Raw genomic sequence first — 22,822 nt, 5'->3', positions numbered from 1 at the left:
AAAGAACGATTGACAGCTAATTTATACAGGAATTACCGGTTAATCATTTTCTGCGCATCCGCTGAATACCGATGCCCGAATACTTCGATTTCATCCAGTGATGCTTTGATCGTATCCAGGTCGGCAGCGCTTAATGTGATATCTGCTCCACCGAGGTTTTCTTCCAGGCGGTGCAATTTAGTTGTTCCTGGGATAGGCACGATATATGGCTTTTGAGCAAGCAACCATGCCAATGCGATCTGTGCGGCAGTTGCACCTTTGTCCGCAGCGATATGGCCAAGCTTCTCAACCAAACCCTGGTTAGCTTTCCTGTTTTCCTCTGAAAAACGAGGAACCGTATTGCGGAAATCAGTTTTGTCAAATGAAGTGTTTTCATTGATTGCCCCGGTCAGAAAACCTTTCCCCAAAGGGCTGAAAGGAACAAATCCAATACCCAACTCTTCGAGCACAGGGATAATTTCTTCCTCCGGTTCGCGCCACCAAAGCGAGTACTCGCTTTGAAGGGCGGCCACAGGTTGTACGGCATGTGCTTTCCTGATAGCATCAACACTCGCCTCTGAAAGACCAAAATATTTTACCTTCCCTTCGGCAATCAGATCCTTAACCGTTCCGGCTACATCTTCCATCGGTATATTACCATCTACACGGTGCTGGTAAAGCAAGTCGATACGGTCGGTGCGCAAGCGCTTTAAGGCGGCCTCGGTTACCTCGCGGATACGTTCCGGGCGGCTGTCTGTTCCTAATGAAGGTTTACCATCTTTAAAACCGAACTTAGTAGCAATCACCACCTTGTCACGATATGGCGCAAAAGCTTCACCCAATAATTTCTCGTTATCAAATGGGCCATACGCTTCAGCAGTATCAAAAAACGTTACACCGCGTTCTACCGCAGCATGTAATAATTTGATAGCCGCACCTTTTTCAGTTGCAGGGCCATAACCAAAGCTTAAACCCATGCAACCAAAACCGAGGGTTGATACTTCCAAACCGCTTGTTCCTAATTGCCGCTTTTTCATAATTGTAGATAGTTGTTTTTTAGTTATTCAGTTTGCGCTCGCCTAACCACTTCACCATTTTAGGGTCGCGGTGGTCGAAGAAAAGGCTGGCATTGGTATCCAGCGTTTTGATCTTTTCCATTTCTTCGCCAGTCAGTTCAAAATCGAGGCTGTTCAGGTTTTCAGCCATGCGTTCTTTGCGAACCGATTTAGGGATCGCTATGACACCTCTTTGCGTCAGCCAGCGCAATACTACCTGGGCAATTGATTTATTATACTTTTCCCCGATAGATTGCAGTAATTCGTTCTTGAATAGATCATTCTTCCCTTCAGCGAATGGCCCCCAGGATTCGATCTGTACATTGTTATCGATCATGAACTGCTGAGCTTCAGTTTGCTGATGAAATGGATGGGTTTCGACCTGGTTGACAGCCGGTACGATTTCATTATGTATGATCAGATCAATCAGCCGGTCCGGGTGAAAATTGCTTACGCCGATAGCACGGATCTTTCCTTCTTTATACAGTTCTTCCATCGCCCTCCATTCACCATAAACATCACCGTAAGGCTGATGGATCAGGTACAAGTCGAGATAATCCAGCTGGAGTTTTTTTAAAGATTTTTCAAAGGACTTTTTAGCCTCTTCATAGCCGTTGGACTTAATAAACAGCTTCGTGGTAATAAAGAGCTCCTCCCTGGCAATACCGCTCGCCTTGATTGCTTTTCCTACCGCTTCTTCATTCATATACGACTCAGCAGTATCAATCAGCCGGTAGCCTGTTTCGATGGCATCGATTACACCCCGCTCACATTCTGCCAGGTCGGTTACCTGGAATACGCCAAATCCTAAGATTGGCATCTCTACACCGTTATTTAATTTTACTGTTTGCATAAATTTTGTTTTTCATTAAACAGTACAAAGGTCGTACCTGCAATTGCTATTAATTGGATACAGATTACGGGAATTTGTACCATTTTTACCGTTTAATGCAGATTGCCAGTTGTCACCGCCTTTTCTATCACATCCAATCTCGATTTTCTTGGGTCAGGCTCTCCGACCGCAGAACCATCCGCTTTAAACTCCACTAATTCATTTGTTTTTGGATCATAAGCAGGCCAATTGGGTAAGCGCTCACCATTTGGATTGCCCGTTTTGGCGAAGTTCGTCCAATACATGTTCATCGTTTTTGCCACCAATTTATCCAACGAATCTACCGGTGCGCCATTCATGTTTCGCGGATTGCCGAAGACATAAGCGATTTCAGAGGCATGCATTGCGCCATTGCGCATAAACTGACGCGATGCCGGGGCAACGTAGGAAAATAGATAGACATAGGCTGGCGCTCCTTTAGCCACCATTGACCTTGCACTAAACCGGGCGGGTTCAGCCCAAACCTTATCTGTATTTACCCAGGTAAGCATTTTTTCAAAATCGGTATTGCCATCAGGATCATAAATTTTACCGGCCTCAGCTTTCATGTTGCCGAATAAATTCAGCAGAGCCTCTTTTGAAGTGGCATTTACAAAACCTGCCGGAACTTCCGCACTGTTCGAACCGATCAGCAGCGGAACCTTTGCCTGATGACCGGCATTATAAGCGCTTTGCGCGGTTTCAACAACGAGTTTGCCATCAAGGATAGGCCCGGAATAAATAGGTGTACTGCCATCGTTTTCCTGTCCGCCATCGACAATTTCATCCACACTTAAGGCTCGCAGCCTTGCAAGTGCTGCCGCGTCCGTACCATCGATATTATGCTTTTTTGCGAAGTTTATCCCGATAGTTTCTGCCGAGATCGGATAATAGGAATCAGCGTTATCCTTATTAATCGGCCTTCCCGTCAGTACGCCGTCCCTGCCGCCACCCGATTCAACGATGGCTTTTTGAAACAAGCCTTTGGCTGATGGTATGGTGAGCAATGATTGCACGGAGACGCCGCCCGCAGATTCACCAAAAATGGTTATGTTGTCCGGGTTCCCGCCAAATGCTGCAATATTGGCTTTTACCCATCTTAGTGCCGCAATCTGATCCATATAAGCGTAATTGCCTTTCGGTTCTTCGGGATGTTCTTTATCAAGCGCTGGGAACGCAAAGAAACCAAGGCGGCCCAGACGATAATTGACGGTTACCAAGAGAACCCCATGATCGGTGAAGGTTGAGCCGGAAAAGTTTTGCTGTGCGCCGCTTCCTGCAACGAAGCCGCCGCCATGAATCCAAACCATTACCGGCAACTTAGAGGATGATGTTGCATTAACCGGTTTCCAGACATTTAAAAACAAGCAGTCTTCAGATGAGGATTTGGATATGGATTTTCCATTGCGCGGCCAGCCCATTTGAGCGCAGTCCGCACTATAGTTTGTAGCATCACGCTCTCCATTCCATGCGGGAAATGGCTGTGGCGGACGCCAGCGATATTCGCCTATGGGCGCTGCTGCGTAAGGAATGCCTTTAAAGCTGGAAACACTGTCTTCAGTAACGCCACGTAATACGCCTGCCTTGGTACTGACAGTTGGTCCTGTGGCAGTTTGTTGACCACAAGCTGAAAATGCGATCAGAAATGCAAGACCTGCTAATACTATTTTCATAAGATTTACGAATTGATTTTAAGGCAACGATGCTATATACTACAAAGATGACTGGTTTCCTCTACTGGAATAGGATACAGATTACGGATGTTTGTACCATTATTACTGATTTAACCAAACGTCCTAAAGGCTAATGAATTAATAGCGTAATTTTGAAGAAAATAATAGTGCCATGGATGATATGCTACGGTTCAATACCATAAGTGAGTACAACGCTTTCAACAACAACGAAACAAAACACCCGCTGATCAGCGTGGTGGATTTATCAAAAGCCGCTCCGCGCCAGGGATCGAAGATGTATTTTGGGTTTTACGTTGTGTTTTTAAAAGATGTAAAATGTGGGGACCTGGTATATGGCAGAGATACTTACGATTATCAGGAAGGTACGCTGGTTTTTATGGCCCCGGGGCAGGTAGCAGGTGTCAACGGCAATGGCGAATATTACCAGCCAAAAGGCTATGTACTTGCTTTTGACGCAGATCTGATCCATGGCACATCACTTGGGAAACATATCCATGATTATAACTTTTTCGGTTACCAGTCCAACGAAGCGCTTCATCTATCAGAAAAAGAAAGAAGCATTGTACTGGACTGCTTTTCAAAGATTGATTATGAGTTAGAACGTGCTATTGACAAGCATAGCAAAAAGTTGATCGTATCCAACATCGAGCTGTTTTTAGACTATTGTATCCGTTTCTACGACAGGCAGTTTATCACCCGTGAACATGCACTTCAGGGAATCATAGAGAAGTTCGACAATTTGCTGAATAACTATTTTGCCTCTGAAAAGCCCCAAGCCATCGGGCTTCCATCGGTGGCTTATTGTGCAGATACGTTAAATTTATCCGCTAATTATTTTGGCGATCTGATTAAAAAGGAGACTGGCAAAACTGCACAGGAATATATTCAATTCAAACTGATTGATCTTGCTAAAGAAAAAATGTTCGAGGGCGACAAAACGGTAAATCAAATAGCCAGTGAATTAGGCTTTAAATATCCGCAGCATTTTGCAAGGTTATTTAAAAAACAGGTTGGGCAAACACCTTTAGAATATCGCAATTTAAATTAAAGCCGGGGAGCTACCTTGAATAGACCGTACGACCCGCATATCCGCCAAAATGCAAATACAAACGAAACCCATTGATTACCTAAAAAATACGACAACCCGGACTTTAAGGTTTTTGCATGAACCTGTTAATTGACAAACATATAGCCTTTAAATAAGTAAAAAAAAGTATCGGAGAACCCATTAGTGAGACGCTTTTTTCGCTTTTAATGAGACCAGTTGATAACAGGGGTTATTTTCCGTTTGTCATATTAAGATCGCTTAAAAAGTGAAGGGACCGCTCCAATGCTTTTTTTCCCGCATCGATATCCAGGTTAAACTGATACTCATGAGGCAAATTAGGTATATAGTTTGGTGGATAAAAGAGCGTATCTACTTTCACATGGAGCAATGCAAGCTTTCTGGCTAAGGCTTCTGAATGTGCTTTTAAAGGATCACCGTTACCAACTGAAATGAAACAGGGAGGAAAATCACTGTTCAGATAGTTAACGACCGAGAGGGTCTTAAAAAACGGGTCGTTTATAAAATCCTTTTTGCCATTGTAGGCCCATAGTAAAGTATTCAGGAGGAATGCGCTCTTTCCGTTCAGATCGACCATCCCTACATCATACGGCCCGCAATATAAAATAAGACCTGAAAGTTCAGCGCGGCTAATGGCCGGGACTATCCCCATCAAATGCGCATAACCGCTATTGCTTGTGATATTGCCTAATTGTGCCGCAATGCTTGCTCCGCCCGAATCGCCTGCAAGGATAAAGTGAGCGGCATCGATGTGCAAGCGTTTGGCATTTAGCCGCAGATAAGCCAATGCAGCATTCACCTGCTTAACCGGCGTTGGATAATGTTTCCCTGGAGCAAGCGAATAATCTACCGCTACCACCGTATAGCCTTTGCCCGCCAGTATTTTGCAATAGCCGGCCATACCTTCCTTGCTGCCTCCGATCCATCCACCGCCATGTACCCACACAATAACCGGCAATACCTGATCTGTACCCGATATGGCTGACGGGTAGTATACGTCAAGGAATGCATCTTTATCTATACGGTCATATTGCTGCTCCAATACTGAGGATATCCCGCCGGGGATATGCTTTTTCAGCGCTTCCGCTGTTTTTGGCCCCTCGTCCGGGAGGTAATGCCTGATCAATAATACCGACGGCCAGGGTGAAAGTTTAAAGGCCAGAAAAACCAGGATAATAATAACGATCAGGGAGGAAAACAACCAAATTAAAGCGCGTTTGATGCGGGAGCCTTTTTTTTGTTGACGGATGGCTTTTAAAGGAGCTTTATTTTCCATAAGGCGCTATTAATTTTTATTAAAAATAAAAAATTAAATCGCTGTACAAATGCGAATCACCGATAATCTGATTCATCTCTTAATCCTGTTGCCGAAAAATCCATCAATCTCATTTAAAATGAAAAAAGCGGGTCAACTAAAAGTTATTCGACACTTTTGGTGGTCATACTGAGCTACGCTATCCAAGAAGTACTATTTCAGCGTAAATCATATCAAAATTGATGTAATTATTTTCCTTACCACCAAAAGTGCCGAAAAACCGGTGAGTGTGAAAATAACAATTTACCAATGCCCTCTTCTCCTGTAGTGCCAACTCTCCTGAGATCCTGGATGATTCCCTGGTGAAACTTTTTCCTACTAACTTGATTTTAGTAAACCCGGCGTTTGTTATTGCCAATTGCGCAGCCTGTTTCTTTTTTATTGATTGACGCTTTTGATAAATTGCTAAGTAAATGCAAGAGCTTTGTCGAAAAAAAAGTCATTTACGATCCTCGTAAATGACTGACTATCAAAGCATATATCGAAGTCGAACAAATATCCTCTCGCTGGGCATAAACATAAGATCACCAACCACGCTATCGCCCATTTCGTAATGACATCACCCTCCCTTTAAACGTCATTTATGCGTATTGTCTGATGTTAATAACAAGCGAACATCATACATATATCCTGTTTTCCCTCTCAACTATCACATTATTTGGTGCAATAATTTGAAATATTGATCTGATTTTCAATTTATTACGTGTCATGGTAAAAAAATCGTTGGTGCCCCCTGTAGTGCCTCTTGAAAGAAAAATTCACCGTCCGGCAACCTTTGTCCTGTCATCCCGAGGCTATGGAACCAAACGAACTGATCGGATTGTTTACAGCGGCTGCGGTCGCCGGTGCCAATGAGGTACTGGCGACGGAACGCCTGCTCCCTGAAACGCTCAGCAGGTCGGAAGCCTACCGGCGCTACGGTCGCACCTGTGTGGACCGCTGGATCGCCGAAAGGCTTATCACCCCTCAAGGGACGACAATCAGCCGCTCTGCACTGGAAGCCGTAAGTGCCGCCAGCAACCGGCTGACCTACCTGCCGGTGGCAGAAAGGTGACGGACGTTATTTGACATCTGGGGACGACGCATTATCCGCCTGAAAAGCGGAAATCGGGCGAAGGTGAGCGTAAAGCCGCAACATGCTGAAAGCGCCCGGGCAGGCTGAGAGGCCCGTATTGTAGAATACGACGTGAGTATGTCCCGAATTTGTCTTGAAGGGGGCCCTGGTGGCCCCCTTTTTTATTGCACCGCTTATGGAAATCCCCCTGACTACCCAACAATTGCGGACCATCGTCCGCGAGGCCGCCGAACTCGGGGCTATTATCGCGCTCACCCGCACCGGCAAGCTGCCGCCTTACCTGAAGAAACGCGAGGCCTACCGCCGTTACGGCCGGCGAAACATTGACCAAATGCTGGCAAAAGGCGAGTTAAGCATACGCAGCGACGGCAATCATTCCGCCGCCTGGCGCATTGACCGGATAGAGATAGAGGCTATCGTCAGAGGCCTGGAAATCTGGCGTCAACTATAATTCAAACATGATGGAAACAACTATGAATCCTGCGGTCATCCGCGAACAGGTATCGATCACCGGACTGCTTGCCCGCCTTGGCTATCAGCCCGCCCATAATTCCGGGCGGGAAACCGTTTATCGCAGCGTTCTTCACCAGGACGGTAAAAAACCGTCCCTCTGCGTGAATGACACCCTGGGCGTTTGGTATGATAAAGGCACGGGCAAAGGCGGCAACGTGATCGATTTTGGCTTGGCCTTCTGGCCCGGACTTGAAATCAGGGATGTGTGCGGCAAACTTCGTGAAATGATGGAGCAGGCTGTTCCTGCAGCGGTCACGCTAATGAAACCATCCCGCCGTAAGCGGCATAAAGCTTTAATTCAACCCTATTACCATGTAGACAAGGTTTGCGAACTCGGCAAAACACCATCGATCCAGTTATTTCTGGAGAAGCGCGGGATATGGGAAGAAGCGCAGGGCATTTTGCAGGAAGTTCATTATCATAGCGTCCATGCCAAGCTGCAGCCCAGACAGTTTTTTGCTGCGGGGCATCGAAATGATTCCGGCAGCTGGCAGGTACGCAATAAATATTTCAAGGGTTGCCTCGGCAACAAAGGGCTTACCCTATTGACGGGCGATAGCCGTCGCCTTTGCGTGTTCAAGGATATCTTTGATTACTTAAGCTGGAAACACGATCATCCGGAACTGACCGACAGCGCGTTAATGATCAACAGCTATAGCCTGCTGCCTGCCGCTATAAAGATGGCCATGCGGTACCCGGCGATCTCGGTTTATTTTGACCATACCCCTGAAGGGCACCAGTCACTGCGACAGTTTATCATAGAATTGCCCTATGCAAGCGATGGTACACCGGCATTCAACGGGCATCACGATTACAGTGAAAAGCGCCGCACTGAAGCGCGCGCTGCCTACGAAGCACAAAAGCCCATAGACATCTTTAAAAACATCGAAATACCTTTTGTGCGTTGAGGGTTCTTTTTCTTGAAAATGTGCCATTTATTAATGCAGGGGCCCTCTTGTTTTTTACCCTGCAAGATGTCTTTTTGTCCGACGGAAACCCTTCGGGATTTCCGGTCGGCCAAAAAGAATCTTGCCCGGCTGATGCCGGGGGAAGAAATTTCGCAACTCAATTTCTTTGCTTATGACCAGGAACAAGGGCGGCAGGCCGCCGGCAGGCGATGACAAGCGATCCTTTAAGATCGATGTCCGGTTCACGGAAGCAGAATACCGGCAGGTCGAAGCTTTGGAAAAAGAACTTGGTTTAAAAAAGACGGAATTGGTCAGGCGGAAATTGTTATATGAGGGTAAAGGCATTGCGGTAAATGCCGCAGCGCTGATGAAACGGCTGGATGCTGTCAGCCTCGAATTATCAAGAAGCGGGAACAATATCAATCAGCTGGCGCGTTATGCGAACCGTTTGCAAAAACGGGGACTTTTATCTCCTCCGGTCATTGATGAATATCTCCGCCTTCTTGGCCGTCATGAAAATGAACAGATGGAACTTGCCTTGTTATTCCGGAAACTGATCAGGTCTTTGATACCGTGATCGACTGTTACATGGCGCCGTTGCTTCACAGCTACGAAATATCATCGTATCCCGATATTTTGATCATTTGCGCGTTAGCTGCTTTGTTCATTTGCTTTAGGATTACTTTGTTAGCCCGATCTTAAACTGGATTGCTGCCTGGTTCAGTTGTTTCAGGATTACCTTGTTAGCCTGATCTTAAGTTGGATTGCTGCTTAGTTGAGTTGATACAGGGTTATTTGATTACCGGGATCTAATGCTTGATAGAGATAATGATCGGAAATTAGCATGTTAGGTTGTTCGATTGCTCTGGAGCTGAATAGTTAGACTGGTCTGCTGTTTTGTTGTTCCAGCGATATCCGGTTTAGTGGTTAGTCTATTACAAGATTACATTGTTCACCTGATCGGTAGCGATTTGGTTCGCTTGGTATTTAGCTCATCTCTGCTATGATCGTTAAAATTTTCCGTGCTGCTGCAACTTTCAAAGCGATCACCTATAATTTTGATAAGATCGCCAAGGGACAGGCGACTTTAATGAAAGTATCGGGTTTTGGAGCGCTACGGCAGCTGCGCGAAGTACGGCCGGAAGATTACCGGAATTACCTGGAAGCATTATCCGGCCTCAATCGCAATGTAAGGCTTCCGCAGTTTCATGCCATGATCTCAGCGCCTGATCATTCCTTTGATAAAGATAAGCTGGCAAAGCTTGCCGGCCAATGGCTGGACCAGATGGGCTACAAAGATCAGCCTTACCTATTGGTACATCACCGGGACACCGACCAGTCCCATGTGCACATGGTCACCACGCGGGTTGACCGGCAGGGCAAAAAGATCGACAGCGCCTTTGAACATAAACGTGCAGTTAACCAGCTTAACCGTTTGCTGCAAATGGACGAGGCGCATCAGGCGCAATTGGATGCAGGCAAAGCACTGCAATACCAGTGTTCCACTAAAGCGCAGGTGCTCCTGTTGCTGGAAGGCATGGGCTATCAAATCCATGAAAAGGAAGGTCAGTTTTTACTCTATAAATATGGACGCCAGCTTTTTGCGGTCAGTGGGAAACGTGTTGAAGAACGTCTTGCGGCCTTTATGCCCGATAAACGCCAGGCAATTCAATGGAAAGCGATCTTTAATAAATACAAGGCCGTTTACAACCCTGTTCCTGAGCGTGCAACACTCCATCTTCCGGGTGGAAGAACATCCCAAACGGGTACTTATCGTTCTGACCTGGGTGATTTTCTCAGGAATGAATTCGGTATTGAACTGATCTACCACGCTTCCGGCGATAAGCCGCCTTATGGGTACACTGTCATTGATCACCTCCAGCAGCGGGTTTTCAAAGGCAGTGAGATCATCAAACTGGCAATACTGGCCAGCCCGGATACAGAAGTTTCTACAGGGTTATCTCCGGATAGAACTACCGGCGAAGCGGCTGACCATCATGCAAAGAACAGTCACCTGACCTATTTCCGGCCTTATCTCACGAACGACGTGGATGATCAGCAGATCCACGGCCCACGCAGGCGCAGGCAGAAAAAAGCGCGCACCAACACCCGTTAACTTAAAACTTAATTTTATGAACATTCTTATCGGCAATCAGAAAGGCGGGTGCGGAAAAAGCACGCTTGCGCTTTTGCTTGCCAACTACCTGACCATGGTCAAACATCAGAAATTAACGCTGATCGATATGGATTATCAGCAGTCCATCGCGCAAAAGTTTGAAAAAGCAAAAGTACTGGAAAATAAACCGCCATATGACGTGGTCGCCGCACAACTGGCGCATTACCCGGTATTACAAAGCGCCATCATGCAAACCCCGAACGAAGCGGTCATCATCGACCTGCCGGGAAAGCTGGATGATGATGGACTCTTGCCGGTTTTTGGTTCAGCAGACCTGCTCATTTGCCCTTTTTCTTATGATGAATTCAGCTTCGATTCTACCGTGCTGTTCGCTATCGTACTTCGTAAGCTCAACGCGGATATCCCGATCATATTCATTCCCAACCGGGTAAAAGCGAATGTACGCTACGAGACGATGCAGGAAGTAAACAAGCAATTATCCAAACTCGGCGTCCTGGCGCCGATGATCCCGGACAGGATCGATTTTCAGCGGGTTACCACCTTTATGACACCGCTGCCTGTTATTCCGGTCATTATCCCGGTCTTTGACCAGATCTACAGCGTGATTGAGGAAAAAATTACGGTGAACGCAAACAGCTAAAGCGATGACAAAGATCACCTCATTGGCTGATGAGATACGTAACCGTATCGCGCAGCCGCCAGCCGAGTCCCGGGAGCAGCCAAAGGGTTTAAAGGTTAAAAAAACAAAAAACGAAGAAGCGGAAATTCTTCAGCTGATCAGGGCCTATGACAATTCGAACCATAAGAGCCTGGTACACGTCCGGTTCGATGAAAAAACGGTAAAAACACTCAATCATTTTAAAATGGCGACGGGAGTCGATGTTACGCGCCTGGTAGCCTTTGCCGTCAAACAGCTATTCGAGGGAAACCCCGAACTCAAAGCGATCATTAAACAATTCATTCAAAACATGACTTTATGACCTGGATCAAATTTATTTCCTGGTTAACCGCGCTGTATGCGTTTTATTATTTACTCAATATCGCCTGGGATGTCCTGCGCAGGAAACAGCAGGGCGGCAAAGAGGCCGTCCCGGAACTTCATTTTGAGGAGGCGGTAGCGCCGCTACAGGTTGCACCCGAAGTACAGGAAGAAAAAAAGCGGAACCAGCCAAAAAAGGGAATACCGAAGTGGCGACATCGGCCCTTGGCGGGGTGAGGGTGAAAGACCTTTTTCAGCTTGCAAAATTAGAGCTGATCGCTTACAACCAGTCGGTGACCTTCTAAATGAAGAAGCTGCTGGTATTGCTCCTGTTTATACCTGCCGCCGCGATTTGCCAGCCGGGTATTACCGAAATGCAGGAGGCCCGTTCAGACCTGGCGCAGTCCTTCTTTTCAGCCCGCGATCTGTCGCTCGTCATAGCCGCCATTCTGGGCATTATCGGTGCCGTGCGTATTTACCACAATCTGCAAATGGGCCGCGAGCGCTTCACGGCTGAAGTGGCTGCCTGGTTCTTTTCCGCCTTGTTTATGGTTTTACTCGGTGCGTTCTGTCAGGCCGTTTTCGGTATTTAAAACCATCATTTTCCATGTTAGCCGCACGACATCTTTAAGCCGGCTTCAAAAAATCCTTTTTATGCTTTTTTCATGCTTAAAAACATTCAGCGCAAGCTGGTCTGGGTACTGGCGTTTATCGTCAGCCCAATCTTCGTATTTGCCCAAAGCGGTGTTAACGGCCTTAACGCCGCTACTTCAAACCTGAAAACCTATGTAGACCCGGTGACCGATATCACGCTTGTTATCGGCGGGATCGTCGGCATTGTCGGCGGTATTCGCGTCTATTCAAAATGGAACAGCGGTGACCAAGACATTAACAAGGAGTTAATGGGTTGGGGTGGTTCTTGTCTCTTTTTAGTTCTCTCATCGCTGATCATCAAAGCCTTTTTCGGTTTATGACAGCACGAAAATTTACAGTTTATAAGGGGCTCTCGCGGCCCCTTATTTACAAAGGCTTCCGTGGCAAATTCATTTATTGGGGCATCGGCGCCGTACTTACGGGCCTCGTTTTGGGTTCCGTCACGATGGCCGTGATCAATATGTGGCTCGGCACGGTCGTCCTGATCGGCTGCATTGTCGGCGGCCTGGTCTATATCGCCTCACGCCAGAAAAAAGGCTTGTACAACAAGACGCGGCACAAGGGCATCTTTATCGTTACCCCTTTGATCTATGAACGCCCGGAAGTTTGAAACGCCTTATATCGGCGTAGACGCCGGTAAAGACTTCGATATCCTGTACGGTGCAAGCGGTGAATTTTCCGTGGTGATCGCGATGAAAAATCCCATTATCCAGCATTCGGCGGCGGCGGGCGACTACGATGAATTTCAGAACCTGCTGACCGGCATCATCAAAATACTTGGCGATGGTTATCTGCTGCAAAAACAGGATATCATACACAAGGCCCCATTCGATCCGCCGCCCGCAACTGAATACCTGCAACAAAAGTTCAATGCGCATTTTCAGGGCCGTGCAGCACTGCGGATCGATACTTACCTGACGCTGACCAGGCAAGTTAAAAAAGGTCGCTTTTATATTTACGACCCCAAACAACTGCGGGATTTCCGCACGTCTGTTAACAAAGTTACCGATGTATTAAAGGCCGCCAAATGCGAACCCGTTATTTTAAGCGAAGCTCAGATCAGCGGCCTTATCCGGAGAGTGCTCGCCATGCGCTTTGGCAACGCACCATTTTCACTGAACAACTTCAAACCAACGGACACTGAAATATTGATGGGCGACCGTTCCATCCGCTGCATTCCATTGGTGAACAGTGAAAACGTAGATATGCCTTCTGAGATCGGAACGTTCACCGAGCTTAATGAGAACGAAGCGGTGCGTGGCTTTCCGGTGGATATGCTTTCCTTTTTGAACAGCGTGCCGGCCTTTGAGGCCATCCTTTATAACCAGGTCATCGAAATCCCCGGACAACAGGCATTGCTCAATAAACTGGAAGTCAAGCGCAAGCGGCATTCGGGTATTCCTGACCCTGCAAATTTACTTTGTGTAGAAGATATCGATCAGCTGCTCAAAGATGTCGCGCGTAACGGTCAGCTGCTCGTGAATGTCCATTACAGTATTATCCTGTCCGCACCTGCTGCCGATATCCAGCGCTCGGCAAATTTTATTGAAAGCGCTTTGTTCCAATTAGGCATCATTCCCAACCAGAATGCTTATAACCAACTGGAATTGTTCCGGGCAGCGATGCCGGGAAACGGCGTTGAATTGAAGAATTACGATTGGTTTCTGACCACCAGTGATGCCGCGCTTTGCCTTTTTTTCAAGGAGCGTCCGATGGAAGATGAACCCTCATCCTTTCGCATCCGGTTAACCGACCGAAAAGGTATCCCGGTGGCGATAGACCCCGCCGATCTGCCGATGCGCACCGGGCGCATCAATAACAGGAACAAGTTCGTGTTAGGTCCCAGCGGTTCTGGTAAGTCATTCTTTATGAACTCGTTAGTGGAGCAATATCTGCTTTTTAATGTGGATGTCGTGATCGTGGATGTCGGGCATTCCTACTCAGGTCTTTGCGCTTACTACGGCGGAAAATATATCACCTGGTCGGACGAAAGGCCGATAACGATGAATCCGTTCCTGATCACCGAAGACGAGTATAACCTGGAAAAAAAGGATAACCTGGTGACCCTGATCGCGTTGCTCTGGAAAGGTGCCGGAGGTTCTGTTTCCACTATTGAGCGGGATGTACTGACGGCTACCGTAAGCGGGTATTATGCGATCGCCTTTTCGGATGACGCTGACATTGATCTTTCATTTAATAGTTTTTACGAGTTCGCGCTAAACAAAATACCCGAGATCAAAAGCGAGGAACGGATTCCGTTCGATCTGGACGAGTTTCGCTATGTGCTCAAAAAGTTTTACCGGGGAGGGGAATACGAAAGTATCCTTAACGAGGCGGGCGACCAGTCGCTGCTAAATGAGCCCTTCGTCGTGTATGAAATCGATGCCCTTCAGGATAACGCCGTATTGCTGCCCATCGTGACGCTGATCATTATGGATGTTTTCATCCAGAAGATGCGCAATCGTAAGAACCAGCGCAAAGTGCTGATCCTTGAAGAAGCCTGGCGGGCGCTCATGTCTCCGATCATGAGTTCATTTTTGCTTTATCTGAACAAGACCGTGCGGAAATTCTGGGGCGAGGTCATAGAGGTAACGCAGGAACTCTCCGATATTATCAGTAATCCGGTGGTAAAGGACAGCATCATCAATAACTCGGATACCGTTATCCTGCTTGACCAAAGAAAATTCCGGGATAATTACGGCGAGATCGCCAAAGTGCTCTCCATTTCACCAACTGAACAGCGAAAGATATTCACCATCAATCAGCTGGATAATAAAGACGGACGCGCCAGATTTAACGAGGTCTATATCCGGCGCGGTTCCACCGGCGAGGTTTACGGCGTAGAGGTAAGCCGTCATCAGTATTACGTTTATACCACAGAAAAACCGGAAAAAAACGCCGTGCAGATCTATGTTCATCATTATGGCTCTTACCCCGCAGCGCTGGAGGCATTTCTTTCAGATTTGGAACACAGCGGCGTGGCTCCGGGTGACTTCGTGCAAAAGATCAACCTGCACAATAAACCAATAACGCTTTTAATATGAAAACATTCCTTTGTTTAATCACTGGGCTGATGCTATCCCTGGCACTACATGCCCAGGAACTGGTGGTTGACCCCGCAACGTCCGGCGCCATGCTGGCCAACAGCGCCATCATTAACAGCCAGCTGAATAATACCAACAATAAACTAACAGCCATACAAACCGCGCAGCTTGCCGTAAGCGGCCAGCTGGTCATCGTTAATAATTTGCAGAATAAGATCTACAAAGGATTGTCTGAAGTGGCATCGGTGATCAATAACCTGTATTCGATCAAAGATATAGCCGAAACCGGCTCAGATATTGTCAGCGATGTCAATAAAGCAGTTCAGACCGCACGCAGTAACCCCGTGCTGTTACTGTTCGCGCAACAGGGAGCGCAGGATTTTGAAAAACGGGCAGTAGCATTGGCAACAGATGTCTCCGCCTATGTATTACGCGGTGGAAGCGACAACCTGATGGATAGCTCGGAACGCGGGAAATTACTTAACCACATCGTTACCGAAATGCATGCCCTGCGCGGCCTGGCCTATGGGATGCAGCGGGCCATGTATTGGGCACAGCTGCGGGGCATCTGGGCATCGCTCAATCCATGGGCTACCTGGCAAAGTGAGGATGTACGGATCGCCAATTCTGTCATCAGTGAAGCCAAATACCTGCATCGATAAACCTTACGGCGTCTTGATGATCGATCCGCCATGGCCTATGCGCAAAGGTGGTTTACGAAAGGTTCGGCCTAATCAGGGCCGTGAGCTGGATTATAGCACGATGTCTGTCGAGTCCATATTCAGGCTGTTAGACGAAGATGTTTTTAGCCTCGCCGCCGAACGGCATTCGTTGTTTATCTGGACGGTTGAAAGCTTTTTGTTGGCCTGTGAAAACATGCTGCAAATGCGTGGCTATCGTCGTCATTGCCGACTGATATGGGATAAGGGCAACGGTATGGCGCCCTGCTTCAGCGTTCGCTTTGCTCATGAATACCTGATCTGGTGTTACCATGGCAAATTTATGCCGGTAGCACCGCATGTTCGCGGTAAATTCCTTTCGGTTTTTCATGAAGCCGCCAGGCAACATAGCCGCAAGCCTGAAATTGCCTACAGACTGATCGAACAGTTGTACCCGGATGCACGCCGGTTTGATGTCTTCAGCCGCCAGGCACGGCAAGGATGGGACCAGTATGGGAACCAGCCCGCATTCTTTAATCCTTAAATTTATGCTTAAAAAATATCTGCTGCTTACAGCTTTCTGCCTTTCACTTTCGGTATTGTCTTACGGACAGGGTAAGGTACTCGATATTCCGGAGCTTTTACAATTGGTTTCCTATTCGAAGTCGGAACATACGCTTCAAACCAATGCGCGGGATAAACAGGCTACCGTCACCTCGACGGAAACAACCAATAAGACCCTGCTTGGCCAGATCAAGGATATGTACCGTACGCTGCAAAACCGTTATTCAACGCTTGGAACTGCAATCACCGCCGCCAATGTTGGTATTGAAGCCGAACCCATGGTCAGCAGCATCATCAATTCGCAGTCAGAACTGTATCAGCTGGCACAAAAGAACCCCGCAATAATTCCCCTGGCCTATCAGACAGAGATCGATTTTGCCGGGCATTCCCAAATGCTCATCAGATATCTGGCAGGCCTTATTCTTTCTATCGGGGATGTCAATCAAATGAAGTCGTCTGACCGCAAGCTGCTCTTTGATTATGTAATAACAGAGCTCAGCAATATTGAAGATATGAGCAACCGGCTGGTACGCAATGTGCAGTTCGGCACCCTGGCTTCCTTACTGCATCACGTCAATCCCTTTGACGACTTCGTTTATGAGGATCAGCACATGATCGCTGATATCCTCACGAATGCCAAATACCTGAAACGATGAGAGGGTTGCTTTTATTAGTTTTCAGCTTTTGCTCATGCGCTGCCTTTGCACAGGAGATGGTCATTGATCCGCAGCATTTGTTAGTGGTTCAGGAAAACCAGGCCGTTCGGATGGCGGCCGAGGGTACGCATCAGGATTATCTTAAAAAGATCAACGATAACGTTAATACGGTTAACGCCAATGAATCGTCGGTGGTAGCAGCACAGACGCTGATCTACAATGCCCTCGCCAATGTGAATTCCGTGTTAAAAGACGGCCTGATGGTCAGGCAGATCTCCCGTACCACAACCGACATCATCTATTACCTCAACGAAAGCATGATGCTGGCCAAAGATGATCCGCTGCTGCTATTGGTAACCATGAAAATTCAGAATGATTTCGGGCCAAAAGCGACCGCCATGGTTAGTGATATATCCGGTTTTATCCTGAAATCGGACGGAAATGTGCTTGCTGATTACAATGGCCGCGACCAGTTGCTGCGCAAGGTGGTCCAGCAGTTGCAAATATTGGACGGCATGGCTTATGGAACCTGGAAGGCCATGTATTGGGCAAGGGAACGCGGCGTGCTCAAAACGCTGAATCCATTTGCCAATTACATCAATAAAGATCGCGCTTTCGCTGCGCAGATCATTCAAAACGCAAAATTTTTAAACAAATGAGATTTATCCTATTAATGATCCTTACACCGCTTATTGCCCTGCGTGCCTGCGCCCAACGGGTGGTCAGCGATGAAAGTGTCCGCTACCAGGAAGAACGTATGGTCTACCTGCAATGGGACCAGAACAAGTTCACGCCCAAAGCAGGCTTCCTTAGCCTGAACCCCTATTACTGGCTGACCTGGGGACTGTTTGAGCCGAATTACCATAAAACCGACCTGCGGCCGCTTTCCGCTGCCGGCCCCCAAACGCAGCGCCTGGCGCTCGTTGGCACGATGAACTCGGTTGACAATAGCTATAAACTAAATTCTGATACGATCAGAAACACGGCCTTAACTGCTATCGCCGAACAGTCCGGCCTGCTATCTGACGCCGATCCGCTTTGGCTGCTATATTATAGCCAGGCGCTTGCGCCCGTTCTGAATTACTCGGATGCCACGATCCTCGGGCCTTTACCCGCAAAGGTGAGGACGGCGGTGGTTTCAGAAGGCTTGCTGCCCTGGTATGAAAATGAACTGGCCATGCTGAAAGAACGTATCGAGGCGGCAAGAACAACAGATATGGACAGGGGCTCGCGTATCATGGCGTATTACCGCTATCTGAAAGAATACAGAACACTGGCAGCAACCTGGGCAACACGCGTGGCTACCGCGCAGAAAAACATTCATATGGTCAGTCAACAGGCCACCGCCAAAAGCACACCGGTCATAACGACGGGCTGGACACCGGCCACCGACGTAGCGCTGGCCAGGCAGGTTTTGGCAGAAAGGAAATATTGATGAAAGAGAAAATAATATTGATCGTTTTCCTTTGCGCGGTATGCTTCTGCTGTTTTGCGCAGGATACGACTTATGGAAAATCGCTGGAATTTTTACAGGGTGACGGCGTTTACGAGTCGGGAATGATGACCTTTCTAACCAGCCTAAAAGAATCTATCTGGTCCAACTTTGACCTCTTTATCACCGACGCCAAGGCACTGGCTGCTATCTTTATGATCATCTTTTTTGCTATAAAAAGTTATGAAATGATGGCGGGGGATAAAAAATTAGAGATCATGCCCCTGTTAAGGCCCTTCGGCCTGGCCATGGTAATACTCTGGTGGGGCGGGTTTGCTAAAATGGTCGCTTTTCCCACCGACCTTGTTGCCAATGAAACGCAGCAAATGTTCGCCTCGGAACAGGATAACGTGAACCAGCTTCGTTTTCAGAGGGCCGACCTCATGAAACAGGTGGCGGACTCCCTGTATAATTTCCAGGCACAAACCGAAGTTGCCGCCAAAGAATCGGATACCTGGTACGGCAAGGCCTGGGATGCCGTGACATCCACCGTCAAGGAAGGCATTTCCACCGTTGTCGCCCCTTTAATGGAATTAAAAGCCCGCCTGCAGATCAGTATTCAATTGCTGATGACACAAATATTGGAACTGGCAGGGATCTGGATACTGCGGATCGCGACCTACATAATTTTTATGATCCAGATCATCTATTCAAGTATCCTGATCATATTGGGGCCATTCGCGGTCGCAGTCAGTATTCTACCCGCATTCAGAGATAGTTTTTCAACGTGGGTTGCCAGGTTCGTTTCTGTTAACCTCTATACCGGTATTGCTTACCTGATCATGTACCTTTGCGCTTTAATGCAGAAATATGCGCTATCCTCGGAGATCAGCAAATACCAGGAGCTGCTCCGTCCGGGCGCAAGCGGCCTGATGGAAAAGTTCGCCGTATTTGCAGGTAATGGCGTATTGTCTTTCGGCGAAGTGATCGTCGTCTTCTTTATCGGTGCCGTTTGTATGTTCACGGTACCATCGATCTCAACCTGGATCATTTCCACGTCAGGGATCAGCTCAGCATCTTCAGCATTTGGCCGCAACGCCTCGATGGTGGTCATGGCCGCCCGCAAAGCCGGCGGCGCCATGCTGTAAAATCAATAGTTCATGCTTATTAAAAATATCGAAGCCAAGATCCGGCTTGCGACTGTCGTTGCTTTGGGCAGCCTCATCTGCTCCGTCGTCATCAGCGGTATCGTATCCATATTCGCCTTTGAGCAGGTGGCCAATGCGCGCAGAAGCGTATATATCCTGGATAACAATGTGCCGATCCTCGCCAAACAAACCGATATGCAAGTGAACAGGCCGGCAGAATACCGGGCGCATGTTGACCTTTTCCATTCCCTGTTCTTTTCGCTGACGCCTGATGACAAGTACATCGAATACCAGCTAAAAAGAGCGATGTACCTGATCGACGAGTCCGGGGCCCGCGAATATGACGACCTGAAGGAAAAAGGTTTTTTTACCTCTATTCTGTCCTCCAGTTCGGTATTGACGCTGCAAACCGACTCCATTCTGCTGGATATGCCAAGGCATTATTTCCGGTATTATGGTAAACTGAAGATCGACCGCCGCAGCTCCACGCTGACGCGCTCCCTGATCACCGAAGGCTACCTGAAGGATATTCCGCGCAGCGACAATAACCCGCACGGTGTGCTGATCACCGGCTGGAAAACCCTTGAAAATAAAGACCTCTCCGATGTTCAAAAGAATTCATTCTAACAGAGATCCCGGCGAAACACTTTGGAAATCGCTGCGCCAGGAATTCGGCAGCTATTTCGAGCAGGCAGGAACGAGCTTCGGGTACTTTTGCGCAAACCATCCGAAGGCCATTTTTGGCAGTATGGTCGCATTGCTGGTGCTTTCGGCAGCCCTGTCCTTCACGGTATTTCACCATCCCGCCCATGGGCCGGGGCCGGGTTCAGGTTCGGCTGCGCCTCACCACAACGCGGCCCCGGTCAAAAGCCCGCATCCGCTGGATGACGGCTTTTCCCGGATACTGGAAACAGGCGCCGCTTTAAAACAGACGCTTGGCCTCAAGCAGGAAGTGGAAGCCATCCTGGCGAAAGGAAAAATATCACCTGCGGATAGTCTCCGGCTTGAACAGGCATTGGACTCCATTGCCGCTATTCAACATCAAATTCATTAATTATGCAAATCAATTTTAAACAGCCGCGCTATATCGTGCCGTTGATATTGCTGCCCTTTTTATGCCTGTTCTTTTATGTATTTCACGGAAAGACGAAAGAAAAAGGGCCGGTAAATCAGGCCGCAGTAATACAAAGCAATGTGGGCGACGTTTCGGCCCACGTTAAAAAAAGCGCGCTTTCCGATAAGCTGGATGCTTTCCGGAATACTTATAAGGAAAGCGATGGCCTGACGGCTGTGACGCCGGTAACCAATGACGAAACCGCCGGTACTAAATTGTCGGCGGGCTATTCCGATAAACAACGGATGCAATTGGATTCCATTGACCGGGCCATGAAAGCCCGTTTCAGTTCAGGTATGACCGCGCCGCCCGCTAAACAGGGGTTCTCCGTTCAGGACAGGCAGGTGACCGCAGCCTTAAATGCGCTGGCCACCCAACGAAAAGCAAAAACAGCTTCCGCAAATTATCCCGGTAGCGGCGTTACCGAACGGGAAAAAGACCCAATGGCTGTCTTTAAGCAGCAGATGGCCTACGTAGACAGCATGCAGAAAGCAAATGACCCTTCGCTCAGATCCGAACGGCAAAAACAACAGGCCAAAGCTAAGGCGCTTGCAGAGCAGCCGGTGGCCCTGGAGGTCCGTAAGGCACCGGAAGGAGTCGTGGATTTTAACACGGTCAGGCCGGAAACGCACAGTGAGCTTATTTCTGCCATCATCGACGAGGATGTCACCGCTTATGCCGGTTCACGTATCCGGCTGCGGTTGCTCGAAGATATCTGGGCCGGTAAAAACCTGATCCCTAAGGGAAGCACACTTTATGGCCTGGTCAATGGATTTACCCAGCAAAGGGTAACCTTTGTGATCAATTCCGTGCTGTCAGCCGGTCAGATACTGCCGGTGAAGCTTTCAGTATATGACCAGGACGGGATTTTAGGGTTGTACGTTCCCGCATCGGCGTTCCGTGACTTTACTAAAGACCTCAGCGGTAACACCATGCAGGGTGTAAGCATAGAATCCGGCAGCGCCGGCAACCAACTGCTGATGAGTTCCATGGATAAAATATTCCAGTCCACTTCCTCAGCCATTGCGGGCGCTATCCGCAAAAACAAGGCGAAGATCAAATACGGCACCTACGTGTACCTGGTCGATCCGCAAACCCTTCAAAATAACCATTAACATGAAAAAATATTTGTTATTGCTTGCTGTTTTCATTTCGGCAGCAGGGCATAGTTTTGCCCAGCTAAAAAAACGCGACCTGCCGGTCGTCTACCTTCCCGAGAACGTATCCGTTCACTTTGTTTCACCTGAACCCATCCGCTTTGTGGACATTTCCGTAAAAGCTGTTTCCGGTGACCTTCCGGTGCCGAACATCCTGCGCATACATACCCGCGACTCCATTACGCGATTTAACGATGCCGTTGTTACGATCACAGGTGAAAAGTTTATTGCACAGTATCGCATCGTACCCTGTCCCGATGACCACGATGGAACAGTTCAGACTGAAATAGCCGTGGAGCCATCGGATTGCCGCCCTCTGGATAATCCCGAAGTTGGCCTTTCACAGCCGGAACTAAAAGCTAATGCGCTACGGTTGCTGGCCATGCGGCCGGATGATCCGGTTGAAAAAGCAAAAGCGTTTGGCCTGCAGGGTTTTCTTTATCACATCTATACGCTTGGCGATTATATTTTTCTGGATATCGGTTTTCGTAATAAAACCAGGCTGCCTTATACGATTGACCGGCTGCACTTCAGTATCGAGGACAAAAAAGTAACCAAGGCCAGTACGATACAGTCGGTCGAGGTTAAACCACTTTTCGTGTTGCAGGACATTCCTTCCTTTGATAAGTATTACCGGAATATCTTCGCATTTAAAAAACTAACCTTTCCCGGCAATAAAGTATTTGCTATTGACCTCAGTGAAAAACAGTTGTCGGGACGCACGCTGACCCTGAAAGCTGATTATAAGGACCTGCTTCACGCCGATGTCTTTCCAAGATAGGCGGGCCTAATTACAACAAAT

At 47.9% G+C, this 22,822-nt stretch carries 27 protein-coding genes; 23 read left to right on the top strand and 4 right to left on the bottom strand.

The window, feature by feature from the left end; genetic code table 11:
• Window positions 1-32: 32 nt before the first annotated feature.
• The 3 genes from CKK33_RS17135 to CKK33_RS17125 form a co-directional block, all read right to left on the bottom strand.
• Complete coding sequence (locus CKK33_RS17135) at window positions 33-1,016, bottom strand: aldo/keto reductase (protein ID WP_095705282.1); 984 nt, start codon at window positions 1,014-1,016, stop codon at window positions 33-35.
• Window positions 1,017-1,035: 19 nt separating this feature from the next.
• Window positions 1,036-1,887, bottom strand: a complete 852-nt coding sequence (locus CKK33_RS17130) for an aldo/keto reductase (protein WP_095705281.1) — start codon at window positions 1,885-1,887, stop codon at window positions 1,036-1,038.
• Between the two features lie 92 nt (window positions 1,888-1,979).
• Window positions 1,980-3,578: a carboxylesterase/lipase family protein gene (locus tag CKK33_RS17125; RefSeq protein ID WP_095705280.1), complete on the bottom strand. Its 1,599-nt coding sequence runs from the start codon at window positions 3,576-3,578 to the stop codon at window positions 1,980-1,982.
• Between the two features lie 172 nt (window positions 3,579-3,750).
• On the opposite strand from CKK33_RS17125, the gene CKK33_RS17120 reads away from it, so the two are divergent.
• The gene (locus CKK33_RS17120) at window positions 3,751-4,647 is read left to right on the top strand and encodes an AraC family transcriptional regulator (protein ID WP_095705279.1); all 897 of its coding nucleotides are present in this window, start codon (window positions 3,751-3,753) and stop codon (window positions 4,645-4,647) included.
• A gap of 229 nt (window positions 4,648-4,876) precedes the next feature.
• Here the strand turns inward: CKK33_RS17120 and CKK33_RS17115 are convergent, their stop codons facing one another.
• Entirely contained in the window at window positions 4,877-5,941 is a 1,065-nt protein-coding gene (locus CKK33_RS17115; RefSeq protein ID WP_095705278.1) for an alpha/beta hydrolase, read from the bottom strand.
• An 835-nt stretch (window positions 5,942-6,776) separates the two neighbouring features.
• Between CKK33_RS17115 and CKK33_RS17110 the strand changes: the two genes are divergently transcribed.
• The 22 genes from CKK33_RS17110 (at window position 6,777) to CKK33_RS17000 (ending at window position 22,801) form a co-directional block, all read left to right on the top strand.
• Window positions 6,777-7,034, top strand: a complete 258-nt coding sequence (locus CKK33_RS17110) for a hypothetical protein (RefSeq protein WP_095705277.1) — start codon at window positions 6,777-6,779, stop codon at window positions 7,032-7,034.
• 196 nt (window positions 7,035-7,230) lie between these two features.
• Entirely contained in the window at window positions 7,231-7,506 is a 276-nt protein-coding gene (locus CKK33_RS17105) for a hypothetical protein (protein WP_095705896.1), read from the top strand.
• A gap of 10 nt (window positions 7,507-7,516) precedes the next feature.
• Complete coding sequence (locus CKK33_RS17100) at window positions 7,517-8,476, top strand: hypothetical protein (RefSeq protein ID WP_233138250.1); 960 nt, start codon at window positions 7,517-7,519, stop codon at window positions 8,474-8,476.
• Between the two features lie 172 nt (window positions 8,477-8,648).
• Entirely contained in the window at window positions 8,649-9,053 is a 405-nt protein-coding gene (mobC, locus tag CKK33_RS17090; protein ID WP_095705274.1) for a plasmid mobilization relaxosome protein MobC, read from the top strand.
• A 426-nt stretch (window positions 9,054-9,479) separates the two neighbouring features.
• The gene (locus CKK33_RS17085; protein ID WP_095705273.1) at window positions 9,480-10,592 is read left to right on the top strand and encodes a relaxase/mobilization nuclease domain-containing protein; all 1,113 of its coding nucleotides are present in this window, start codon (window positions 9,480-9,482) and stop codon (window positions 10,590-10,592) included.
• Complete coding sequence (locus CKK33_RS17080) at window positions 10,528-11,253, top strand: ParA family protein (RefSeq protein ID WP_233138249.1); 726 nt, start codon at window positions 10,528-10,530, stop codon at window positions 11,251-11,253. The genes CKK33_RS17085 and CKK33_RS17080 overlap by 65 nt, the downstream gene beginning before the upstream one ends.
• Window positions 11,254-11,257: 4 nt before the next feature.
• Entirely contained in the window at window positions 11,258-11,593 is a 336-nt protein-coding gene (locus CKK33_RS17075) for a hypothetical protein (RefSeq protein ID WP_095705271.1), read from the top strand.
• Window positions 11,590-11,829 carry a hypothetical protein gene (locus tag CKK33_RS17070; RefSeq protein ID WP_095705270.1) on the top strand — a complete coding sequence of 80 codons (240 nt, stop codon included), beginning with the start codon at window positions 11,590-11,592 and terminating at the stop codon, window positions 11,827-11,829. Before CKK33_RS17075 ends, CKK33_RS17070 begins: the two co-directional genes overlap by 4 nt.
• A gap of 68 nt (window positions 11,830-11,897) precedes the next feature.
• Window positions 11,898-12,185 (top strand): DUF4134 domain-containing protein, encoded by a 288-nt coding sequence (locus CKK33_RS17065; RefSeq protein WP_095705269.1) that lies wholly within the window; start codon window positions 11,898-11,900, stop codon window positions 12,183-12,185.
• 72 nt (window positions 12,186-12,257) lie between these two features.
• Window positions 12,258-12,566 carry a DUF4134 domain-containing protein gene (locus CKK33_RS17060; RefSeq protein ID WP_095705268.1) on the top strand — a complete coding sequence of 103 codons (309 nt, stop codon included), beginning with the start codon at window positions 12,258-12,260 and terminating at the stop codon, window positions 12,564-12,566.
• Window positions 12,563-12,856, top strand: a complete 294-nt coding sequence (locus tag CKK33_RS17055; RefSeq protein ID WP_095705267.1) for a plasmid transfer protein — start codon at window positions 12,563-12,565, stop codon at window positions 12,854-12,856. Before CKK33_RS17060 ends, CKK33_RS17055 begins: the two co-directional genes overlap by 4 nt.
• On the top strand, window positions 12,837-15,290 hold the full coding sequence (locus CKK33_RS17050; protein WP_095705266.1) for a TraG family conjugative transposon ATPase: 2,454 nt from the start codon (window positions 12,837-12,839) through the stop codon (window positions 15,288-15,290). The genes CKK33_RS17055 and CKK33_RS17050 overlap by 20 nt, the downstream gene beginning before the upstream one ends.
• A complete protein-coding gene (locus CKK33_RS17045) occupies window positions 15,287-15,952 on the top strand; it encodes a hypothetical protein (protein ID WP_095705265.1) in 666 nt (221 codons plus the stop codon). The genes CKK33_RS17050 and CKK33_RS17045 overlap by 4 nt, the downstream gene beginning before the upstream one ends.
• 16 nt (window positions 15,953-15,968) lie before the next feature.
• Window positions 15,969-16,493 carry an MT-A70 family methyltransferase gene (locus CKK33_RS17040; RefSeq protein ID WP_158223465.1) on the top strand — a complete coding sequence of 175 codons (525 nt, stop codon included), beginning with the start codon at window positions 15,969-15,971 and terminating at the stop codon, window positions 16,491-16,493.
• Window positions 16,408-17,169, top strand: coding sequence for a hypothetical protein (locus CKK33_RS17035; protein WP_233138248.1), 762 nt, complete (start codon window positions 16,408-16,410; stop codon window positions 17,167-17,169). Before CKK33_RS17040 ends, CKK33_RS17035 begins: the two co-directional genes overlap by 86 nt.
• A complete protein-coding gene (locus CKK33_RS17030; RefSeq protein WP_095705262.1) occupies window positions 17,166-17,828 on the top strand; it encodes a hypothetical protein in 663 nt (220 codons plus the stop codon). Before CKK33_RS17035 ends, CKK33_RS17030 begins: the two co-directional genes overlap by 4 nt.
• Entirely contained in the window at window positions 17,825-18,604 is a 780-nt protein-coding gene (locus tag CKK33_RS17025; protein ID WP_095705261.1) for a hypothetical protein, read from the top strand. The genes CKK33_RS17030 and CKK33_RS17025 overlap by 4 nt, the downstream gene beginning before the upstream one ends.
• Window positions 18,604-19,749 (top strand): plasmid transfer protein, encoded by a 1,146-nt coding sequence (locus tag CKK33_RS17020; protein WP_095705260.1) that lies wholly within the window; start codon window positions 18,604-18,606, stop codon window positions 19,747-19,749. The genes CKK33_RS17025 and CKK33_RS17020 overlap by 1 nt, the downstream gene beginning before the upstream one ends.
• A gap of 12 nt (window positions 19,750-19,761) precedes the next feature.
• On the top strand, window positions 19,762-20,376 hold the full coding sequence (gene traK, locus CKK33_RS17015) for a conjugative transposon protein TraK (protein ID WP_095705259.1): 615 nt from the start codon (window positions 19,762-19,764) through the stop codon (window positions 20,374-20,376).
• Window positions 20,354-20,803, top strand: a complete 450-nt coding sequence (locus CKK33_RS17010; protein ID WP_095705258.1) for a hypothetical protein — start codon at window positions 20,354-20,356, stop codon at window positions 20,801-20,803. The genes traK and CKK33_RS17010 overlap by 23 nt, the downstream gene beginning before the upstream one ends.
• 2 nt (window positions 20,804-20,805) lie before the next feature.
• The gene (locus CKK33_RS17005) at window positions 20,806-21,978 is read left to right on the top strand and encodes a conjugative transposon protein TraM (protein WP_095705257.1); all 1,173 of its coding nucleotides are present in this window, start codon (window positions 20,806-20,808) and stop codon (window positions 21,976-21,978) included.
• A 1-nt stretch (window position 21,979) separates the two neighbouring features.
• On the top strand, window positions 21,980-22,801 hold the full coding sequence (locus CKK33_RS17000; protein ID WP_095705256.1) for a DUF4138 domain-containing protein: 822 nt from the start codon (window positions 21,980-21,982) through the stop codon (window positions 22,799-22,801).
• Window positions 22,802-22,822 lie beyond the last annotated feature (21 nt).

Origin of the sequence: Mucilaginibacter sp. MD40 (assembly GCF_002288635.1) — a bacterium.
Classification (GTDB): Bacteria; Bacteroidota; Bacteroidia; order Sphingobacteriales; family Sphingobacteriaceae; genus Mucilaginibacter.
The sequence above is the reverse complement of the archived record's forward strand: the minus strand, read 5'-3'. Positions and strand labels throughout refer to the sequence as shown.

What these genes read in the sequence shown, in the direction of transcription:
- CKK33_RS17105 (WP_095705896.1), top strand. Translation starts at nt 7,231, where the DNA reads ATGGAAATCCCCCTGACTACCCAACAATTGCGGACCATCGTCCGCGAG.
- CKK33_RS17085 (WP_095705273.1), top strand. Translation starts at nt 9,480, where the DNA reads ATGATCGTTAAAATTTTCCGTGCTGCTGCAACTTTCAAAGCGATCACC.
- CKK33_RS17005 (WP_095705257.1), top strand. Translation starts at nt 20,806, where the DNA reads ATGCAAATCAATTTTAAACAGCCGCGCTATATCGTGCCGTTGATATTG.
- CKK33_RS17080 (WP_233138249.1), top strand. Translation starts at nt 10,528, where the DNA reads ATGATCAGCAGATCCACGGCCCACGCAGGCGCAGGCAGAAAAAAGCGC.
- CKK33_RS17110 (WP_095705277.1), top strand. Translation starts at nt 6,777, where the DNA reads ATGGAACCAAACGAACTGATCGGATTGTTTACAGCGGCTGCGGTCGCC.
- CKK33_RS17040 (WP_158223465.1), top strand. Translation starts at nt 15,969, where the DNA reads ATGATCGATCCGCCATGGCCTATGCGCAAAGGTGGTTTACGAAAGGTT.
- mobC (WP_095705274.1), top strand. Translation starts at nt 8,649, where the DNA reads ATGACCAGGAACAAGGGCGGCAGGCCGCCGGCAGGCGATGACAAGCGA.
- traK (WP_095705259.1), top strand. Translation starts at nt 19,762, where the DNA reads ATGCTTATTAAAAATATCGAAGCCAAGATCCGGCTTGCGACTGTCGTT.
- CKK33_RS17120 (WP_095705279.1), top strand. Translation starts at nt 3,751, where the DNA reads ATGGATGATATGCTACGGTTCAATACCATAAGTGAGTACAACGCTTTC.
- CKK33_RS17125 (WP_095705280.1), bottom strand. Translation starts at nt 3,578, where the DNA reads ATGAAAATAGTATTAGCAGGTCTTGCATTTCTGATCGCATTTTCAGCT.
- CKK33_RS17065 (WP_095705269.1), top strand. Translation starts at nt 11,898, where the DNA reads ATGAAGAAGCTGCTGGTATTGCTCCTGTTTATACCTGCCGCCGCGATT.
- CKK33_RS17055 (WP_095705267.1), top strand. Translation starts at nt 12,563, where the DNA reads ATGACAGCACGAAAATTTACAGTTTATAAGGGGCTCTCGCGGCCCCTT.
- CKK33_RS17000 (WP_095705256.1), top strand. Translation starts at nt 21,980, where the DNA reads ATGAAAAAATATTTGTTATTGCTTGCTGTTTTCATTTCGGCAGCAGGG.
- CKK33_RS17050 (WP_095705266.1), top strand. Translation starts at nt 12,837, where the DNA reads ATGAACGCCCGGAAGTTTGAAACGCCTTATATCGGCGTAGACGCCGGT.
- CKK33_RS17020 (WP_095705260.1), top strand. Translation starts at nt 18,604, where the DNA reads ATGAAAGAGAAAATAATATTGATCGTTTTCCTTTGCGCGGTATGCTTC.
- CKK33_RS17060 (WP_095705268.1), top strand. Translation starts at nt 12,258, where the DNA reads ATGCTTAAAAACATTCAGCGCAAGCTGGTCTGGGTACTGGCGTTTATC.
- CKK33_RS17035 (WP_233138248.1), top strand. Translation starts at nt 16,408, where the DNA reads ATGCACGCCGGTTTGATGTCTTCAGCCGCCAGGCACGGCAAGGATGGG.
- CKK33_RS17100 (WP_233138250.1), top strand. Translation starts at nt 7,517, where the DNA reads ATGGAAACAACTATGAATCCTGCGGTCATCCGCGAACAGGTATCGATC.
- CKK33_RS17025 (WP_095705261.1), top strand. Translation starts at nt 17,825, where the DNA reads ATGAGATTTATCCTATTAATGATCCTTACACCGCTTATTGCCCTGCGT.
- CKK33_RS17010 (WP_095705258.1), top strand. Translation starts at nt 20,354, where the DNA reads ATGTTCAAAAGAATTCATTCTAACAGAGATCCCGGCGAAACACTTTGG.
- CKK33_RS17075 (WP_095705271.1), top strand. Translation starts at nt 11,258, where the DNA reads ATGACAAAGATCACCTCATTGGCTGATGAGATACGTAACCGTATCGCG.
- CKK33_RS17130 (WP_095705281.1), bottom strand. Translation starts at nt 1,887, where the DNA reads ATGCAAACAGTAAAATTAAATAACGGTGTAGAGATGCCAATCTTAGGA.
- CKK33_RS17045 (WP_095705265.1), top strand. Translation starts at nt 15,287, where the DNA reads ATGAAAACATTCCTTTGTTTAATCACTGGGCTGATGCTATCCCTGGCA.
- CKK33_RS17030 (WP_095705262.1), top strand. Translation starts at nt 17,166, where the DNA reads ATGAGAGGGTTGCTTTTATTAGTTTTCAGCTTTTGCTCATGCGCTGCC.
- CKK33_RS17115 (WP_095705278.1), bottom strand. Translation starts at nt 5,941, where the DNA reads ATGGAAAATAAAGCTCCTTTAAAAGCCATCCGTCAACAAAAAAAAGGC.
- CKK33_RS17135 (WP_095705282.1), bottom strand. Translation starts at nt 1,016, where the DNA reads ATGAAAAAGCGGCAATTAGGAACAAGCGGTTTGGAAGTATCAACCCTC.
- CKK33_RS17070 (WP_095705270.1), top strand. Translation starts at nt 11,590, where the DNA reads ATGACCTGGATCAAATTTATTTCCTGGTTAACCGCGCTGTATGCGTTT.